The organism is Streptomyces sp. NPDC048436 (assembly GCF_043200355.1).
GTDB lineage: Bacteria > Actinomycetota > Actinomycetes > Streptomycetales > Streptomycetaceae > Streptomyces.
On the sequence record NZ_JBICXP010000002.1, the window covers coordinates 986870 to 1004613 of the forward strand.

Annotated in this window: 15 protein-coding genes; 9 read left to right on the forward strand and 6 right to left on the reverse strand. The window is 71.5% G+C overall.

The genetic code is table 11. The features are described from left to right. The first annotated feature begins 45 nt into the window (after positions 1-45). A complete protein-coding gene (locus ACGFX9_RS10845) occupies positions 46-1221 on the forward strand; it encodes a glycosyltransferase (protein WP_393468085.1) in 1176 nt (391 codons plus the stop codon). A 16-nt stretch (positions 1222-1237) separates the two neighbouring features. On the opposite strand, the gene ACGFX9_RS10850 is transcribed toward ACGFX9_RS10845, so the two are convergent. Next, positions 1238-2542 carry a TerD family protein gene (locus ACGFX9_RS10850; RefSeq protein WP_393468088.1) on the reverse strand — a complete coding sequence of 435 codons (1305 nt, stop codon included), beginning with the start codon at positions 2540-2542 and terminating at the stop codon, positions 1238-1240. A 293-nt stretch (positions 2543-2835) separates the two neighbouring features. Here ACGFX9_RS10850 and ACGFX9_RS10855 point away from each other — a divergent pair, with 293 nt between their 5' ends. From ACGFX9_RS10855 to ACGFX9_RS10870, 4 genes are all read left to right on the forward strand, one after another. Further along, entirely contained in the window at positions 2836-3258 is a 423-nt protein-coding gene (locus tag ACGFX9_RS10855) for a DUF6643 family protein (RefSeq protein WP_393468091.1), read from the forward strand. Positions 3259-3304: 46 nt separating this feature from the next. Continuing rightward, complete coding sequence (locus tag ACGFX9_RS10860) at positions 3305-4129, forward strand: MOSC domain-containing protein (protein ID WP_393468094.1); 825 nt, start codon at positions 3305-3307, stop codon at positions 4127-4129. 142 nt (positions 4130-4271) lie between these two features. Further along, positions 4272-4877, forward strand: coding sequence for a hypothetical protein (locus tag ACGFX9_RS10865; protein ID WP_393468096.1), 606 nt, complete (start codon positions 4272-4274; stop codon positions 4875-4877). A gap of 175 nt (positions 4878-5052) precedes the next feature. Continuing rightward, complete coding sequence (locus ACGFX9_RS10870; RefSeq protein ID WP_393468099.1) at positions 5053-7479, forward strand: right-handed parallel beta-helix repeat-containing protein; 2427 nt, start codon at positions 5053-5055, stop codon at positions 7477-7479. Here ACGFX9_RS10870 and ACGFX9_RS10875 read toward each other — a convergent pair. Then, positions 7439-9805: a hypothetical protein gene (locus tag ACGFX9_RS10875; RefSeq protein ID WP_393468101.1), complete on the reverse strand. Its 2367-nt coding sequence runs from the start codon at positions 9803-9805 to the stop codon at positions 7439-7441. The two genes, ACGFX9_RS10870 and ACGFX9_RS10875, sit on opposite strands and share 41 nt — an antisense overlap. Positions 9806-10010: 205 nt before the next feature. Between ACGFX9_RS10875 and ACGFX9_RS10880 the strand changes: the two genes are divergently transcribed. Together ACGFX9_RS10880 and ACGFX9_RS10885 are read left to right on the forward strand one after the other, a co-directional pair. Then, positions 10011-10880 (forward strand): DeoR/GlpR family DNA-binding transcription regulator, encoded by an 870-nt coding sequence (locus ACGFX9_RS10880; protein ID WP_393468103.1) that lies wholly within the window; start codon positions 10011-10013, stop codon positions 10878-10880. Positions 10881-10944: 64 nt separating this feature from the next. Then, a complete protein-coding gene (locus ACGFX9_RS10885; RefSeq protein WP_393468107.1) occupies positions 10945-11424 on the forward strand; it encodes an SRPBCC family protein in 480 nt (159 codons plus the stop codon). 21 nt (positions 11425-11445) lie between these two features. On the opposite strand, the gene ACGFX9_RS10890 is transcribed toward ACGFX9_RS10885, so the two are convergent. Next, positions 11446-12543, reverse strand: a complete 1098-nt coding sequence (locus tag ACGFX9_RS10890; RefSeq protein ID WP_393468364.1) for a PLP-dependent cysteine synthase family protein — start codon at positions 12541-12543, stop codon at positions 11446-11448. A gap of 330 nt (positions 12544-12873) precedes the next feature. On the opposite strand from ACGFX9_RS10890, the gene ACGFX9_RS10895 reads away from it, so the two are divergent. After that, the gene (locus ACGFX9_RS10895) at positions 12874-13203 is read left to right on the forward strand and encodes a hypothetical protein (protein ID WP_393468110.1); all 330 of its coding nucleotides are present in this window, start codon (positions 12874-12876) and stop codon (positions 13201-13203) included. A 204-nt stretch (positions 13204-13407) separates the two neighbouring features. Continuing rightward, the gene (locus ACGFX9_RS10900) at positions 13408-13956 is read left to right on the forward strand and encodes an ATP-binding protein (RefSeq protein WP_393468112.1); all 549 of its coding nucleotides are present in this window, start codon (positions 13408-13410) and stop codon (positions 13954-13956) included. A 38-nt stretch (positions 13957-13994) separates the two neighbouring features. On the opposite strand, the gene ACGFX9_RS10905 is transcribed toward ACGFX9_RS10900, so the two are convergent. The 3 genes from ACGFX9_RS10905 to ACGFX9_RS10915 form a co-directional block, all read right to left on the reverse strand. After that, entirely contained in the window at positions 13995-16556 is a 2562-nt protein-coding gene (locus ACGFX9_RS10905) for an ABC transporter permease (protein WP_393468367.1), read from the reverse strand. Between the two features lie 77 nt (positions 16557-16633). After that, on the reverse strand, positions 16634-17443 hold the full coding sequence (locus ACGFX9_RS10910; protein ID WP_393468115.1) for an ABC transporter ATP-binding protein: 810 nt from the start codon (positions 17441-17443) through the stop codon (positions 16634-16636). Next, complete coding sequence (locus tag ACGFX9_RS10915; protein ID WP_393468118.1) at positions 17440-17739, reverse strand: SHOCT domain-containing protein; 300 nt, start codon at positions 17737-17739, stop codon at positions 17440-17442. Before ACGFX9_RS10915 ends, ACGFX9_RS10910 begins: the two co-directional genes overlap by 4 nt. Between the last annotated feature and the right edge of the window lie 5 nt (positions 17740-17744).

Consider the following 17744-nt stretch of genomic DNA (forward strand, 5'->3'; position numbering starts at 1 on the left):
TCGATGGGCCCCCGGCACCCGGCGGCGTGGGGCAGACTGCGGCGGATGAGCGCCGTTGTGTGGACCGTCGCCGCATCGCTTGTCGCCTGGCTGTGGCTGCTGTTGGGGCAGGGCTTCTTCTGGCGCACGGACCTGCGTCTGCCCCCGCGCCGCGAACCGGACGGCTGGCCATCGGTCTGCGTCGTCGTCCCCGCGCGCGACGAGGCCGCGGTCCTGCCTAAGAGCCTTCCCTCGCTCCTTGCCCAGGAGTATCCCGGGCAGGCCGAGATCTTCCTTGTCGACGACGGAAGTTCGGACGGTACGGGCGAGCTCGCCCGCGCCCTGGCCGACCGCCACGGCGGTCTGCCGCTGACCGTCGGTTCGCCGGGTGAGCCGCCGCGCGGCTGGACGGGCAAGCTCTGGGCCGTGCGCCATGGAATGGGCCTGGCACGCGCGCGTGAGCCGCGCTATCTGCTGCTCACCGACGCGGACATCGCCCATGAGCCGGACAGCCTGCGGGAGTTGGTCGCGGCGGCGGAGACGGCCGGTTTTGATCTCGTCTCGCAGATGGCGCGGCTGCGCGTACAGAGCGGATGGGAGCGGCTCGTCGTCCCGGCGTTCGTGTACTTCTTCGCCCAGCTGTATCCGTTCCGCCGGATCGCCCGGAAGACCTCGCGGACCGCGGCCGCGGCGGGTGGATGCGTCCTGGTGAGCGCGGTGGCCGCCGAGCGGGCGGGGATCCCCGACTCCATCCGGCACGCGGTGATCGACGACGTGTCGCTCGCCAGGGCGGTGAAGCGCTCGGGCGGCCGCATCTGGCTCGGCCTCGCCGAGCGCGTCGACAGCGTGCGGCCATACCCCCGTCTCGCAGACCTGTGGCGGATGGTGTCGCGCAGCGCCTACGCCCAGCTGCGGCACAACCCGCTGGTCCTGCTCGGCACCGTCCTCGGCCTCGCGCTGGTCTACCTGGTCCCGCCTCTCGCGCTCCTTGCCGGCCTGGCCACCGGCAGTGCGGTGCCCGCCGTGCTCGGTGGGCTCGCGTGGCTCCTGATGACGGCGACGTACCTCCCGATGCTGCGCTACTACCGGCAGACCCTCTGGCTCGCCCCTCTGCTGCCGTTCACCGCCTTCCTCTACCTCCTCATGACAGTGGATTCGGCGGTGCAGCACTACAGGGGGCGCGGTGCGGCGTGGAAGGGGCGGACCTACGCCCGGCCCGACCCCACCGCGGAGCAGTCCTGATCCCCTGCCCTGGGGGTCACTTCCTGCCGGGCGTCCAGTTCATGCCCCACCCGTAGGCGTAGTCGATGGTGCGCTGCGGGCTCACGCCGCGCTCGGGCACCAGATAGCGGGCCTCGCGCTGGACGAAGAGGTCGCCGTTGTTGTTGGTGATCAGGGCGAGCGCGCACACCGTGGAGGGCACCGTGCACTCGTCGAGCGAGAAGTCGATGGAGGCGCCGTGCTGCGGCTGGAGGGTGACCGTGGCGTTCAGGTCGGCGAAGCTGCGCGCGCCTTCGTAGATCGTCACGAAGATGACGATGCGCCTGAAGTCGTTGATGTGGTCGAGGTTGACCGTGAGGTTCTCGCCGGCGGCCACGGCTCCCGTGCGGTCGTCGCCGTCGAGCAGCAGATACGGGGGCTGGTCAAGGGCTCCGAAGGCGTTGCCGAGCGCCTGGACGACTCCCTTGCGGCCGTCCGCGAGTTCGTACAGGGCGCACAGGTCGAGGTCGAGGTCCGCGTGCGTCGCCACGGCGCGGCCGAGCTTGCTGGCCCAGCCCTTGAACTGCTTGCGCACCTCCCAGTTGAGGTTCACGCGCATCGCGCCGGATGTGCCGCCCTGCTTGGTGAGCGAGACGGACGGCGCTTCCTTGGTCAGCGTCACTTTGGTGAGGCGCACGGGCTGGGCGGCGGCGGGCGCGGGCGCCTGGGCGGGCGGCGGCGGGGCCTGGAGGGGGGTGGCGGGGGCCGCGGGAGCCACGGGGGCCGGGGGCGCCTGCACGGCGGCGGGCGGCGGCGCCTGCTGCGGCTCGTCCACCGAGATTCCGTAGTCCGTGGCCAGGCCCTGGAGGCCGCTGCCGTAACCCTGCCCGACGGCGCGGAACTTCCACGCGCCCTGGCGGCGGTAGAGCTCCCCGAGGACGAACGCCGTCTCCACCGTCGCGTCCTGGCTGTCGTAGCGCGCGATCTCGGCGCCGTTCGCCGCGTCGACGACCCGGATGAAGAGGCCGGGGACCTGCCCGAAGGCGCCGCCGTCCGTCGATGCGGCGAGGACGACGGTCTCGACGGCGGGCTCCACGCGCGCGAGGTCCACCACGAGCGCGTCGGTCACCCGGCCGCCGTCGGTCTTCTTTCCCTCGTGCCGCACCGCGCCGGAGGTGTGGACCGCCTGGTTGTAGAAGACGAAGTCGTCGTCCGAGCGGACCTTCCCGGAAGCGGCGAGCAGCAGCGCCGACGCGTCGGCGTCCGGCACTCCGGGTCCTGAAGCCCACCCCAATTCGACGCGCACGGCAGGTGCCGGCACAGGAACATTCGATCCTTTAGGCATTGTCATGTCCGCCCCCATCGCAAGTCGCCACGTCCGGCCATGCCGCCGTCCCGTTCATGACCAACCTATTACCCAGGCCCCCGGGAGGCCCATGCCCACCGCCGACACCCCGTCGCACGAGCCTCATGTCAACGGTGCGTCAACCGCCGGTAACCCGTACGGAGCTCGGCTTTTACATGATCCATACGTCGTCATGCGACCGATTTTTCCTAAGTTCGCTCGCATTGGGGACTCCAAGTCACTACCGACGCGTAAAACAACCCTCTTATCGGTCTCCCCAACCAGCACATCAAGGGCTTAACTTATGTGTCATGACCTCCCCCCGCTCCACCTATGGCGGCGGTTACTACTCCGCGCCGTCCTTCCCGGACACTCCGATCTACGACTCCCTTGTCGCCGAGCGGGGTACTCCTCAGATCGCCCCGATCCGGGTCCCCTCCGCGTACGACACGGGCAGTCACCTGCCCGCACTGCAGTCAGCCCTGCCCGCGCTGCCTGCCGCTCCGTCCCACCACAATCCGGCGTACGGCTACGCGCAGCAGCCCGCGCCGCTTCAGCAGGCGCCCGCGCCGTACATCCCGCAGCAGCCGTCGGCGCCGCGCGGTTACCCGGGCCCCCAGCAACAACAGCGCCCACCGGCCGGCACGGGCTACGAGGCCATGCGCCCCGCGGCGCCGCGCCCCGCCCCGGCGACGTACGAGGATCCGTACAACCGCCCCTACCGCGGCTACTGATTCGCCCGCATGCGTCCCTGGCAGTGGCTGCTGGCAGGATGACGGCATGCCGAACTCAGCGCTGCACTCGATCCACTACTACCCACTGAAGGCGGTCGGGGGACACGCTCCGCGTGAGGCCGTCGTCGAGCCCTGGGGACTCGCAGGCGACCGGCGGTGGGTAGTGATCGACGGTGACGGGCAGGTCCTGACGCAAAGGCCGCATCCGCGGCTGGCGTTGGCCGCCGCCGAGCTTCTGCCCGGCGGCGGCATACGCGTGTCCGCGCCCGGTCGCGACGCCCTTACGGTCCCCGTGCCCGGTCCCGGCGCTACGGTCACGGTGGACATCTGGAAGGACAAGGTCGAGGCGGTACCCGCCGAGGCGGAGGCCCACGCCTGGTTCAGCGCCTATCTGGAGACGGACGCCCGGCTCGTCCACCTCGACGACCCAAGGACGCGGCGCGCCATCGATCCCGCGTACGCCAAGGACGGCGAGACCGTCTCCTTCGCAGACGGGTTTCCGCTGCTCCTGACCACGCTCTCCTCGCTCGACGCCCTGAACTCGCTGATCGCGCAGGGCGATCACTCCGACGAGGGTCCGCTGCCCATGAACCGTTTCCGGCCGAACGTGGTCGTGGACGGGACGGCACCCTGGGCCGAGGACGACTGGTCGCGCATCGCGATCGGCGAGGTCACCTTCCGGGTGGCCAAGCCGTGCGGGCGCTGTGTCGTGACCACCACCGACCAGCGGAGCGCGGAGCGCGGCAAGGAGCCGCTGCGGACGCTCGCCAAGCACCGCCGCTTCGGTGACCAGCTGGTCTTCGGCCAGAATCTGGTGCCGGAGACGACCGGTTCGATCCGGATCGGTGATCCGTTCACCGTCCTCGATTAAGGGCGTGGGCGAAGGGAACTCGGGGGCCGGGCGCGGTCGTTGAGTCTGTGTGAAGAAGGGTGATGTGCCTCTCTCTTCTTCCTGTCGACGCGTGGGCCGCGCCGTTCCTGGTAAAGACGGACGCGGAAGGGGGTGCAGGACTGTGCGAGCACTCGTCGGGCTATGGTGCTGGCGGCACAATCCGCTGTGCCGCAAGAGCGACCTCGCCGAAGCCTGGGTTGCCTTCGCCGCCGTGCTGCTCATGGCGGTCGCGGCGCCGCTGGCCGGCTTCGCGATCGGCTCCCTCTCTCGGGACGCGCTGCTGCAGTCCGCGCGGGAGCAGCACAAGGCGCGTCACGAGATCGCCGCCACGGTGGTCAAGAAGGTCTCACGGCCCCCGGTCGACCCCGACCCCGAGACGTCCTCCGCGCGTGACAAGCACAGCCGGGTGCTCGCCGACTGGACGGCGCCCGACGGCACGACACACTCCGGCACCGTGTTCGCCGACCTCCGGTCCCCCGACCCCGGCGACCGGTTCGCGCTCTGGACGGACGAGCACGGCCAGGTGGTCGGCCGCCCGCTGGACGACGTGACGGCGTCCACGCACGCGGCCCTCGCCGGATTCGGCACGGCGGTGGCGGTCATCGGACTCGTGGAGGGAACGCGGCGCCTGGTCGTCTGGCGGCTCATCGCGCGGCGCTACGACCGCTGGGACCAGGCATGGGACAAGGCGGGGCCGGACTGGGGACGGACCGGCACCGGCTCCTGAGCGGCCCGCGCCGCCTCCCGGGGCAGGTGAGAGACCGGCGATGACCAGGTGAGAGCCTGGCGATCGGGTCAACTCGCCCTCGCCGCGCGCGCTACGGTGGACCGGCCGAACTCTTCGGCTCCTTGCGCGAGGTCGTGAGGTCCCGCGTACGACAAGGTGGGGGCAGAGCAACTCCATGGCACAGGGCACGGTCCAGGTGACGCACACCGGCACCTCGCGGTGGCGGCGCCGCACGGGTGAGTACGCATCGCTCGCTGCCGCCTTGGAGGCCGCGAGCGACGGGGACGTCCTCACCATCGCCCCCGGCACGTACCGCGAGAACCTCGTCGTCCAGCGGGCGGTGACGCTGCGCGGTCCCGAGGGTTCCCCCGGCTCCGTCCGCATCGCGCCATCGGACGGAGTGCCGCTCACCGTCCGGTCGTCCGCCGTGGTGCAGGACCTGCATGTCGAGGGGCAGGACTCGGCGGCGCCCGCGCTGCTCGTCGAGGACGGGGCGCCCGAACTCATCGACGTACGCGTGGTGACGCGTTCCGCGGCCGGTATAGAGGTGCGCGGCGGCGCGAGGCCCACCGTGCGCCGCTGCACCGTCGACAACCCGGGCGGCATCGGGATCGCCGTGCTGGACGGCGGCGGCGGTGTCTTCGAGGAGTGCGAGATCGTCTCGGCCGGGCAGTCGGGCATCGCGGTACGCGGCGGCGCGCACCCGCGCCTTGAGCGCTGCCGGGTGCATCACGCGTCCGGCGCGGGTCTTTCGGTGACCGGTGAGCACTCGGGGCTCGAGGCGATCGGCTGCGAGGTGTACGAGGTCAAGGGTTCGGGGGTGCAGATCACCGGGCGGGCCGCGGCGCACCTCACGGACTGCGACGTGCACCGCACGACGTCGGACGGCGTCACGCTCGACACGGACGCGGTCCTCACGCTCGCCGACTGCCGCATCCATGACATTCCGGAGAACGCGATCGATCTGCGTTCCCGCTCGGTGCTGACCCTGACGCGTTCCACGGTGCGTCAGTTCGGGCGCAACGGCCTCTCGGTCTGGGACCCGGGCACGCGTGTGGACGCCAACCAGTGCGAGATCCACGACAGCACGGGCGACTACCCGGCGGTGTGGGTCAGCGACGGCGCGACGGCCGTCCTGGAGTCCTGCCGGGTGCACGACGTGCCGGACGCGCTGTTCGTCCTCGACCGCGGCTCGCGTGCCGATGTCGTCGACAGCGATCTTTCCCAGGTGCGCAACACGGCGGTGTCCGTGAGCGACGGTGCGACGGCGCAGCTTGACGACTGCCGCATCCGCGACGCCGCCACCGGCGCGTGGTTCCGCGATCACGGCAGCGGCGGCACGCTCGCCAACTGCACGGTGGACGGCGTCCAGACGGGCGTCATCGTCACCAAGGGCGCCGACCCCACCCTTGAGCGCTGCACGGTCACCTCGCCCGCGGAGGCCGGCTTCTACGTCTCGGCGGGTGGTCGCGGCAGCCTGCACGGCTGCCGGGTCACCGACAGCGGGGGTTACGGCTTCCATGTCATCGACGGCTGCCGTACGACGCTGAAGAAGTGCCGTACGGAGAGGTGCGCGCGCGGCGGCTTCGAGTTCGCCGAGGACGGGCCGCTCGTCGAGGACTGCACCAGCGACGAGAGCGGCGGTGTGCGGACCGCCGCGACGGGCGTGTCCGCGGCATCCCGTACGCAGGAGTCGGCCCCGCAGACGGCCACGCAGTCCGTGGGTCTGCTCGGCGCGCTTCCCGGGCAGCGCGCAACGGAACCGGAGAAGAGCGTCGCCGCCGAGCCGTCCCGCTCGTCGAAGGCCGTGCTCGGTGAACTCGACGCGCTGGTGGGCCTGGACAGCGTGAAGCGCGAGGTGCGCGCCCTCACCGACATGATCGAGGTCGGACGGCGCAGGCAGCTCGCGGGGCTCAAGGCCGCGTCCGTGCGCCGCCATCTGGTGTTCACGGGCTCCCCCGGCACGGGCAAGACGACGGTGGCGCGGCTCTACGGCGAGATCCTCGCGTCTCTCGGCGTCCTGGAGAGCGGGCATCTCGTCGAGGTGTCGCGGGTCGATCTGGTGGGCGAGCACATCGGGTCGACGGCGATCCGCACCCAGGAGGCGTTCGACCGGGCGCGCGGCGGTGTGCTGTTCATCGACGAGGCGTACGCGCTCTCGCCCGAGGACTCCGGGCGTGACTTCGGCCGGGAGGCCATCGACACGCTGGTGAAGCTGATGGAGGACCACCGAGAGGCGGTGGTGGTGATCGTGGCGGGCTACACCGCCGAGATGAAGCGCTTCCTTTCCGTCAACCCCGGTGTGGCGTCCCGCTTCTCACGGACCATCACCTTCAGCGACTACGCCCCTGAGGAGCTGCTCCGGATCGTGGAGCAGCAGGCCGAGGAGCACGAGTACCGCCTCGACACGGGGACGGGCGAGGCCCTCCTGAAGTACTTCACGGCGCTCCCCAAGGGCCCGGCGTTCGGCAACGGCCGCACCGCCCGCCAGACGTTCGAGTCGATGGTGGAGCGGCACGCGGGACGGGTCGCCCAGTTCGAGGAACCGAGCACGGACGACCTCACCCTGCTGTATCCGGAGGATCTGCCGGAACTGCCGTGACCGGCCCCGCGGCCCCGTCGGCCCCCGGGCGCGGCGATGGCACCTCGGGCTTGAGGCGGGCGAGGAGCCGTGCGCGTTCCTCGGCGAACGCCGGATCCGCCTGGTAGTCGGAGTGGCCCAGGATCGGTGCGGGCAGCGGGTGTTGCTCGGTGCGGCCGTAGGCTAGCGGGTCCTTGAGCGCCGCGCGGTCGACCTGCGGCCCCTCGTCCTCGGGGACGACCCGGACGGGGCCGCCGATCGGGTCGGTGGGGCGGTGCAGGTTGCGCCAGCAGTCGACCTCGCGGTGCAGGGAGCTGAGGGCCGCCGGGCCGAAGTGGGCGGGGAACCACCGGCCGTAGAGCCGCTCCAGGGGTGAGCCGTAGGTGAGCAGGGCGACCCTCTTGCGTACGGAGGGCCACAGCTGCCAGGCGGCCGCGGCGGCCAGGACGCTGCCCTGCGAGTGGCCGGAGATGACGAGCCGGCCGCCCGTGGCGCGCGTCGCCCGGGTCCAGGTGTGCATGCGCCAGGTGAGGTCGGGGACGGCGCGCTCGGCGTAGCAGGGCGGGGCGAAGGGGTGGGCGGCGCGCGGCCAGAACGTACCGACGTCCCAGAGGATGCCGATGGTGCGGCGTGCGGAGGCGTCGCGATAGGCGCGGCGGCCCCAGGTGACGAACAGTATGAAGCCGAAGCCGATCAGCCAGGAGCCGAGCGCCTGGCAGGTCTGCGCCGCCCCGACGACGAAGCCGGGCGCCCCGATCGCGGCCTCCCCCGGCACCTGGTCGCTGACCCAGGCGCCGACCAGTGCCCCCGCGCCGAGCAGCAGCGTCACCGATGAGGTGATGCCCACGAGCAGCGGAGCCCGGTCGGTGAGGGCGGCACGCGCGCGTGTACCGGCGATGCGCCGGGTGCGTTCGGCGTCCTTGGGCTCGCCGGGGTAGTCGAGCAGCACGTTCGCCCGGTCGCGGCGGGCCCGCTTCCAGGTGCGGACGCCGAGCCAGCCGCAGAGCGCCGCGACGACCACCAGGAGGGGCGGGATCACGGACGCCTGCCAGGTCAGCAGGACGGGCGGGCCGTCTATGGTGCCGCCCGAGCCGGGCTCCCCCGCGCCGTCCAGCCAGTCGGCGACGCGTTGGGCGCCGCCTCCGGACATCACGCCGCCGAGCGCGCAGGACAGCATGGCGACGGCGGGTCCCGCGTAGCCCCGCAGGGCGGTGCGGGGGTCGGGGGCCGTGCGGTAGAGGGTGCGGGCGACCACGGCGAGGGCGATGACCAGGAGGCCCTGTACCAGGGTGATGCCTCCGAAGGTGACGTTGCCGGGCAGCCTGCCGTCGGAGGTCCAGCCGGGGCGGTCCCACCCCGCGTACAGGAGGGTCAGGGTGAGGAGGGTGAGCGCGCCGGCCGGCAGCCCGCGGGTGAGCTTCTCGTCCAGTTGCTGGTCGATCCTGTTCTCGCTGCGTCCCCTGCGGCACACCACCAGGACGACGATCACCGCGCCGAGGACGAGCGTCACTTCCAGGACCCAGCCGAGGACGTCGAGCAGCGCGGGGCCGCCGCCGCGTCGGTCCTGGCGCGCGGCGGCGGTACCCACCGCGGCGGCCACCGTGAGGAAACCGGCGGCCGTGTGCGCGGCACGCAGCCGGGCCACCAGCCTGCGGCCGTACCAGAAGCCGGGCCGCCCGAGCGCCGTCCGGCCGGTCTCCTCCTCCGGGTCGGCCTGGTGGGGCAGCGGGGTCTGGGACTCGTACGCGCTCCAGGTGCGATGGGAGAGGTACCAGAGCAGCCCGGTGAGCGCGGCGGGCACCACCGCGGCGAGGGCGACGCGGCGGCCCGGCCGGCTCCACCAGCCACCGTGCCCCGAGGCGTCGGGCGCGAGGAAGCCGAGCCATGAGCGGCCGGAGGCGCACTCAGGGGTGCCCGCGCACTGCCAGGCCGTCAGGTCGATGGCGACCTCGCAGGCGGCGGCGACGAGCAGGACGGTGAGGGTGAGTCCGGTGAGGCGCACCAGGAGTCCGTACATGCGGACCGTCTTCTTCATGCGCCGCGATGTGGGGCGCATCCAGTGCGCGAGGTTGACCACCATGAAGGGCAGCAGCAGGAGCCACAAGGCCCGCGAGCCGTTGCCGGAGGTCAGATTGCACCAGACGTACGCCTCCGGGACGGGCTTGCCCCGGTAGTCGTCCGGGCGCTGTTCGGCGTCGGCGTCCTCGGTGCGGCGGAAGACGGCCGCCGTCTCGTCGCCGGAGACCCGCACGGTCCTGGGGTCGCCCAGCATCTGTTCCGGTGTGGTGCCCCCCACTCCATGGACGAGGAGTTCGAGAGCCGTCTCTTCTCTGTGGTCAGCTGCCACTTTTCTGCTTCCCCCGAGGTACCCGTAGTCGGGGGTAAGGTTCTCCGCTCGCGGACCGGTCCACACCACTCCTCACGCAATCTCCCCGTTCCGAGTGAGCGCGCTGTCTCGGGCGGTGGGCCCTGTGTCGGTGACGCGTGCGAGGATGAGGCTGCGCGACGGACGGGCGCGATGGGTGTGATGAGGCAGAAGGGCCGGGACGGACGTGAGTGAGAATCAGAACCTCCTCGCGGAGCAGCGCCGCGCCTTGATCCTGGATGAGGTACGCCGCCGGGGCGGGGTGCGTGTCAATGAACTCACCCGCAAGCTCGGTGTGTCGGACATGACGGTCCGCCGCGATCTCGACGCCCTCGCCCGCCAGGGGGTCCTGGAGAAGGTGCACGGCGGCGCCGTGCCGGTGGTCGAGGCGAGCACGCACGAGCCGGGGTTCGAGGCGAAGTCGGGTCTTGAGCTGAGCGCCAAGGAGGACATCGCGCGGACCGCGGCCTCCCTGGTGGCGCCGGGCACGGCGATCGCGCTCTCCGGAGGCACGACGACGTACGCGCTGGCGCATCATCTTCTGGACGTGCCGGACCTGACAGTCGTGACGAACTCGGTGCGGGTCGCGGATGTCTTCCACTCCGCGCAGCGCACGTCGGGCCAGCGTCAGGGCGCGGCGACGGTGGTTCTCACGGGCGGTGTGCGCACCCCCTCGGACTCGCTGGTCGGCCCGGTCGCGGACCAGGCGATCGGCGCGCTGCACTTCGATGTGCTCTTCCTCGGTGTGCACGGCATATCGGCGGAGGCCGGTCTGTCCACGCCGAACCTCGCGGAGGCGGAGACCAACCGGCGTCTGGTGCAGTCGGCGCGGCGTGTCATCGTGGTCGCCGACCACACCAAGTGGGGGACGGTGGGCCTCAGTTCGTTCGCCACCCTGGAGCAGGTCGACACGCTCGTGACGGATGCCGGACTGCCGGCGTCGGCGCGGACGGAGATCGCCGAGCATCTGCGGCGCCTGGTGGTCACGGGCGAGCCCGAGGAGGAGTCCGTGGACGCCGGGCAGGACGGGAACGCCGGGAGCACCACAGACATCTGACGGCCTGTCAGCTATGGTGTCGGTGCCCGGTCAACGACCCGATTCCGCTTGGGGGCTGAGTTCGATGGCACGCCGACTGAGGCCTGTGGGGCTCGAGTTCGTCGACTCCGCGCCGCTGCGCCTGGTCTTCGTCCGTGAGGTGAGCGCGCCGCCCGATGCGGTGTACCGCGCCCTCGCCGACGACATGACGGGCTGGCCCGAGTGGTTCACCGCGGTCACGCTGTGCCGGCCCACGGACGGTGGCAAGGGCCGCGAGGTGCGGCTCAAGGGCGGCACTCGCTTCAGGGAGACGATCGTCGCGGCGGACGACGCCGAGCGGTACGCCTACCGCGTCGACGAGACGAACGCCCCCGGGCCCCGCGCCCTCCTCGAAGAGTGGCGGCTCACCCCGGCCGGGACCGGCACGCGCGTCCAGTGGACGTTCGCCGCTGACGGCGCGGCGCCCTTCCGCTACACCCTGAAGCTCGGCAGGGCGGGCATGGGCCGGGCCTTCCGTGACGCCGTCACCTCCCTCGACCGGCGTCTCACCGCGGCCAACGCCTGAGCGGCGCGCGGCCGTTGAGGCCTACTCGGTCCAGGACCCGGTCGCAAGGAGCGACTTGATCGCCGCCGCGTACGGCGTGATGTCCAGCCCCTGTTCGGCCAGCCACGCGTCCGAGTAGTACTTGTCCAGGTAACGGTCGCCCGGGTCGCACAGGAGCGTGACGACGCTGCCCGTCTCACCCGCGGCCACCATCTCGGCCACGATCTTCAGGGAGCTCCAAAGGCCCGTTCCGGTGGAGCCGCCCGCCTTGCGCCCGATCGCCTGTTCCAGGGCACGCACGGCGGCGACGCTCGCCGCGTCCGGCACCTTCATCATGCGGTCGATCGCGCCGGGCACGAAGCTCGGCTCCATGCGCGGCCTGCCGATGCCTTCGATGCGGGAGCCGCAGTCGCTGGTGGCCTCCGGGTCGTGCCGGGTCCAGCCGTCGAAGAAACAGGAGTTCTCGGGGTCGGCGACACAGAGCCGGGTGTCATGCTGCATGTAGTGGACGTAGCGGGCGATGGTCGCCGAGGTGCCGCCCGTGCCCGCCGTGGCGACGATCCACGCGGGCTCGGGGTAGCGCTCGAGGCGCAGCTGCTGGTAGATCGATTCGGCGATGTTGTTGTTGCCTCGCCAGTCCGTGGCCCGCTCCGCGTAGGTGAACTGGTCCATGTAGTGGCCGCCGGTCTCGACGGCGAGGGCGGCCGACTCGGCGTACATCATGCGCGAGTCGTCCACGAAGTGGCACTGGCCGCCGTGGAATTCGATCAGGCGGCCCTTCTCGGCGCTGGTCGTGCGGGGCATCACCGCGATGAAGGGCACCCCGATCAGCTTCGCGAAGTACGCCTCCGAGACGGCCGTCGAGCCGCTGGAGGCCTCGATGACCGGGCGCCCCGGCCGGATCCAGCCGTTGCACAGGCCGTAGAGGAAGAGCGAGCGGGCGAGGCGGTGCTTGAGGCTGCCGGTCGGATGCGTCGACTCGTCCTTGAGGTACAGGTCGATGCCCCAGTGTTCCGGCAGCGGGAAGCGCAGCAGGTGTGTGTCGGCGGAGCGGTTGGCGTCGGCCTGGACCTTGCGTACGGCTTCTTTCAGCCAGGACCGGTACTCCGCGTCGCTGCGGTCCACGTCGAGGGTGGCCATCGGCCCGTCGGCTCGATCCTGCTGTGTACTGCTCACCGCGTGGCTCCTTGGGATAAGGCGGGCCACGCTCTCAGCGGGCCGGACGTCTCGATGATAATCACCTTCCGCACGCTTCTCACCTGCATAAACACACCTTTGAGCACCTCAAAGGCACACCTGGCGCAGCCGGGTGACGCGTAGACACGGCACACAGGGGAAGGGAATATGTCCTGCTTGGCGCACGTCTACATACGTACTGGTGCTCGACGCCCGGTGCGTGCAGACTGCACCGCACGGGACGGCGGTCCCGTACTCAACGACTTACCGAAGCGCTCAAGGGGGCGGAACGTCATGGCGGAGCCGGATTTCACGGCCACAGGCGTGCGGATCGGAAAGCGACTGCGCTCCCTCACGCGGGCGGGTCAAGTCCGCATCAGTGACGGCAGGTTCGAGTTGCTGACCAGTTACGGCAGCGAGATCGACAGCGCGCCGGTGCAGACGGTGCGGGCCGGCAAGCCGTGGTTCGCCGCCGACGACCGCGCGCTGGCCGAACTGAACGGCACGCGCTACCGGCTGACCCTCGCCGATCACGAGCCGGCGCCCGGCGAGCCGGGACCTCCCACGGTGCGCAGGTTCATCGACGCGGTGCGCAGCGCCTCAGGCCGTCGGCCGGGCGCTTGAGGGGGCCGCGCGCCCCGGGCTGAGAACGGTGCGAGTTGCACGCCCGCACCCCCTGAGTCACTCTGGTCTCACATCACTCTGGGTTCACCGGCGATGACGCTGCGAACCAGCCCGCCGGCTACGAACAGCAGCCGGCAGACCCCGCGGCCGCTGCTGAATCCGATCGTCGTCTTCTTCCGGACCGCAATTCGGGGAGTCGCAGCCGTGATCAGCCAGCCAAGCAGGTATTGCACCGTAGAGCTCCAGGCTCTGCCGTCGCGGATCGGCCAGGTCCGCAGGATCGTATCGGCGCAGTTGCGCTACTGGCGTCTCGATCCGCTGATAGACCGGGCCGCGCTCGGTGTCACCGAGCTCCTGACCAACGTGCACCGGCACGCACAGCCGGACAAGGGATGCACCGTGGAGATCGAGCTGCTGCTCGACCGCCTCACGGTTTCCGTGCACGACAACGACCCGCGCCTTCCCGAGGTCGGCGTCGCGGAGCCGTTCGCCACCTGTGGCCGCGGGCTCGCGATGATCGCCGCGGTCAGCGAGAGCTGGGGGGTACGCCCCCACGGCGACACGGGCAAGGTCGTCTGGTTCACCCTCCCGGCCGCCCCCGCCCCCGCCCCTGCCGTCGCCCTGCCGCCCACGTACCCCGTGTACGGCGCGACCACGGCGGGCCCCTTCGCGGACCTGGAAACCGTGCCGGACACCATCGCCGACGGCCACGCGCCCGGACACACTCCCGCCCGGTCGGCCGTTGTCGGCTGACCGGGCGGTGACAGGCTCCGCGTGGGCCGGGCGCTACGTCACTCGGTGGCGATGGCACGCAGCACGTCCAGGCGTGCGGCCCGCCGCGCCGGACGCAGACCCGCGAGGGCTCCCGCCGCCAGGCCCACCAGGGCCACCACCGCGAGCCGCACGGGTGGCACCGCGAACGCGAAGGCACTGCTCGTCGCGCCGTCCGAGGCCTTGACGAGCACCCAGCCGAGGAACCCGCCTAGCGCGAGTCCGCCGGCCGTGCCGAAGGCGGCGACAAGCACCGACTCCCAGCGGACCATGGCCCGCAGCTGCGCCCTGGTCTGCCCGACGGCACGCAACAGACCGAGTTCACGGGTACGTTCGTGGATCGCGAGGGTCAGGGTGTTGGCGATGCCGAGCAGTGCGATCAGGACCGCAAGCGCCAGCAGGGCGTAGACCAGCGTGAGCATCATGTCGATGCCGCCTGCGGCCGACCGCGCGTACTCGCCCCGGGTCTGCACGTCCGGGTTGCCGTACTTTTGCGCGGTCTTGGAGACCGCCGCCTTCCCGTCGTCCGCGCTCACGCCGTCCTTGAAGGTGACGGAGACGAGACTGTCGGCGTCCTGTGCGCGGTGCGGCGCCCAGGCCTCGCGGGTGATGACGTAGTCCCCCGCCAGCTCGGAGCGGCCGTACAGCGCCCGGACCGTGAAGGTGTCCTTCTTGCCGTCAGCGAAGGCGAGTTGCGCCGTGGACCCCACCTTCAGGTCCTGCTTGCCGGCCTCCTCCCGGGTGATCGCGATGCCGTTGGTGCCGAGCGCGCCGAGCGAGCCGTCCACCTTGCCGAGGTCGAAGGACTTGGCGAAGGGGCCCGGGTCGGTCACGGTCAGGGCCCGGCCTTTCCCGTCGACCTCCGCCGTGCCCTTGCCTAGGCCGACCGCGGTCGCCACCTGCGGCTGCTCGGCGAGCGCGGGGGCCAGCCTGGGGCTGAGTCCGCTGCCGCCCGCGCCGAAGCCGGGGGTGCTGATGGCGAGGTCGCCCGCGAAGGAGCGGTTCACCGTCTCGTCCATGGTCGCCTTCAGCGAGGCGCCGAAGACCGTGAAGAGCGAGACGACGGCGACACCGATCATGAGCGCGCTCGCGGTGGCCGCGGTCCGCTTGGGACTGCGCAGGGCGTTGCGGCGGGCCAGCCTGCCCGTGACGCCGCGCAGCCGGTCGAGGGGCCCGCCGATGATGCGTACGGCCCGCGAGGACGCGACGGGCCCGAGCACCACGAACGCGGCGAGCGCGAGGACTGCTCCGGCCCCTGCCAGCCACACGGACGGGCTGACGAAGACGCCGGTCAGCGCGAGGGCGACGGCGGTGAGCGCGAGGACCGTGCCGGTGACGGCGCGTTGCCGCGAGGCCCCGGAGTGGTCGACAGCGGTCTCGCGCAGGGCGGCGAGGGGCGCCGTGCGTCCGGCGCGTACGGCGGGCAACAGGGCGGAGCCGAGGCAGACGACGATGCCGACGGCCAGGGGCAGCAGCATCGAGAGACCGCTGATCACCAAGTCGCCCTCGGGGAAGGGGAATCCGATGGCGGGGAAGAGCGCCTGGAGCCCGGCCGCGATCCCGATGCCGCCCGCGAGACCCGCGGCCGACGCGACCACGGCGACCACGCTCGCCTCGACGAGGGTGGAGGCGGTGACTTGGCGGCGCGAGGCACCGAGCGCGCGCAGGAGCGCGTTCTCGCGGGTGCGCTGGGCGACGACGATCGCGAAGGTGTTGTGGATGCTGAAGGTGGCGACCAGCAGGGCGATCCCGGAGAAGACGAGCAGGAAGCTGGTGAAGAGCGTCAGGAACTGACCGGAGATGTTGTCCGTGTTCTCCGCCGCCGACGCCTCGCCGGTGATCGCCTCAACTCCCTTGGGAAGTACGGGATTCAGCGCGTCCACGAGCTCCTGCTCGCTGATTCCGGGTCCGGCCCTGACCTGGATGGAGGCGGCCTCGCCGGGCTTCGGCGTCAGGTACTTCTCGGCGTCGGTCTGCGTCATGCCGGTGAAGGTGGTCTGCGCCATGCCGTCCTCGCCGCCGAAGGTCGCGAGGCCCACGATCGTCACCTTGACGGGGTCGGGGGTGCGCAGCGTGGTCGTGTCGCCGACCTTCAGGCCGCCGGAGTCGGCGGCGCCGCGATTGACGACGACTTCGCCGGTTTTGGCGGGGGCGCGGCCTTCGCTGAGCTGATAGGCGTTCAGTTTGCCGTCGTCGATCCAGTTGCCCGCGAGGGTGGGCGGGCCCTTGCCGCCGATGGGTTCGCCGTCCTTGCCGAGGAGTTGACCGGCGCCCTGGATGCTGGGGGCGGCGGCGGCGACGCCTTCGGTCCGCTCGATCTTCCGGGCCAGCGAGGTCTTGACGGGCTGCCGGGTGCCCTGGCTGTCGTCGGGGGTGGTGATGGTGTCGGCGCTGCGGACGACGGCGTCGGTGCCGCTCGTCGCGTTGCCGAACATCGTGTCGAAGCTGCCGCGCAGGGTGTCGCCCATGACGAGCGTGCCCGCCAGGAAGGCGACACCGAGCATGACCGCGAGGAACGTACCCGCGAAGCGCCGCTTGTGGCCGCGCAGCGAGGAGAGGCTGATGCGCGCGGACGCGCTCAGGGAGTTCAGGGGACTCGGGGAGCTCGGGGAGTCTGGGGAGTTGAGGGATCTCGGGGATTCTGGGGAGTTCGGGGAGCTCATGACGGGGCCCCTTCCGTACGCAATGCGGTACCGGACTCGGCCGCCGCCCGCGCGTCGAACGCCTTGAGCCGGTCGAGGACCTTGTCCGCGGTCGGGTCCTGCATCCGGTCCACGAGGCGGCCGTCGGCCAGGAAGACGACCTCGTCGGCGTGGGCCGCGGCCACCGGGTCGTGGGTGACCATGACGACGGTGCGGTCCATCTGGCGCACCGCGCGGCCGAGGAGGCGGAGTACTTCCTCGCCGGAGCGCGAGTCGAGGTTGCCGGTCGGTTCGTCGGCGAAGACGACGTCCGGCGCACCGGCGAACGCCCTCGCCACGGCGACGCGTTGCTGCTGCCCGCCGGAGAGTTCGGCGGGCCGGTGGTGGAGCCGGTCGCGCAGCCCGACGACATCGATGAGGGCGTCGGTCCACTCGCGTTCGCCGCGCCGCCCGGCGAGATCCATCGGGAGCGTGATGTTCTCGGCGACGGTCAGCGTCGGGACCAGGTTGAAGGCCTGGAAAACGAAGCCGATGCGGTCGCGGCGCAGGAGCGTAAGCCGCCGGTCGTCCAGCGCGCCCAGCTCGGTGTCGCCGATGTGGGCGGCCCCCGAGGTGAGGGTGTCCAGGCCCGCGGCGCAGTGCATCAGAGTGGACTTGCCGGAGCCCGACGGGCCCATGATCGCGGTGAAGCGCCCGGCCGGGAAGCCGACGCTCACCCCGTCAAGGGCCCGCACGGCGGTGTCTCCGCGGCCGTAGACCTTGACGGCGTCGGTGACGCGGGCGGCGTCGGCGGTGGTGGCGCCGCGGCGTCCGATGGCGGTGGTCATGCCGTACCGCCCTTGGAGGTACGCCCGAACTCCTCGTTCAGGACGGAGAGGCGCCGCCAGTACTCGTCCTCGTCGATCTCACCCGAGGCGAAGCGCCGGCCGAGCACGGCGATGGGCGATTTCTCGTCGATGCGTACGTTCTGCTCGGCACCGCCACGCTGCCACGGCGCCCGGCGGCCACGCCACACGGTACGGCGCAGGAGGGTGATGCTTCCGATGACGACGGCTGCCCAGATGAGCGGGAAGAACAGGATCCACGGGCCGGGTCCGCCGTCGAAGTGAGCCAGGGTGTTCATGGGGT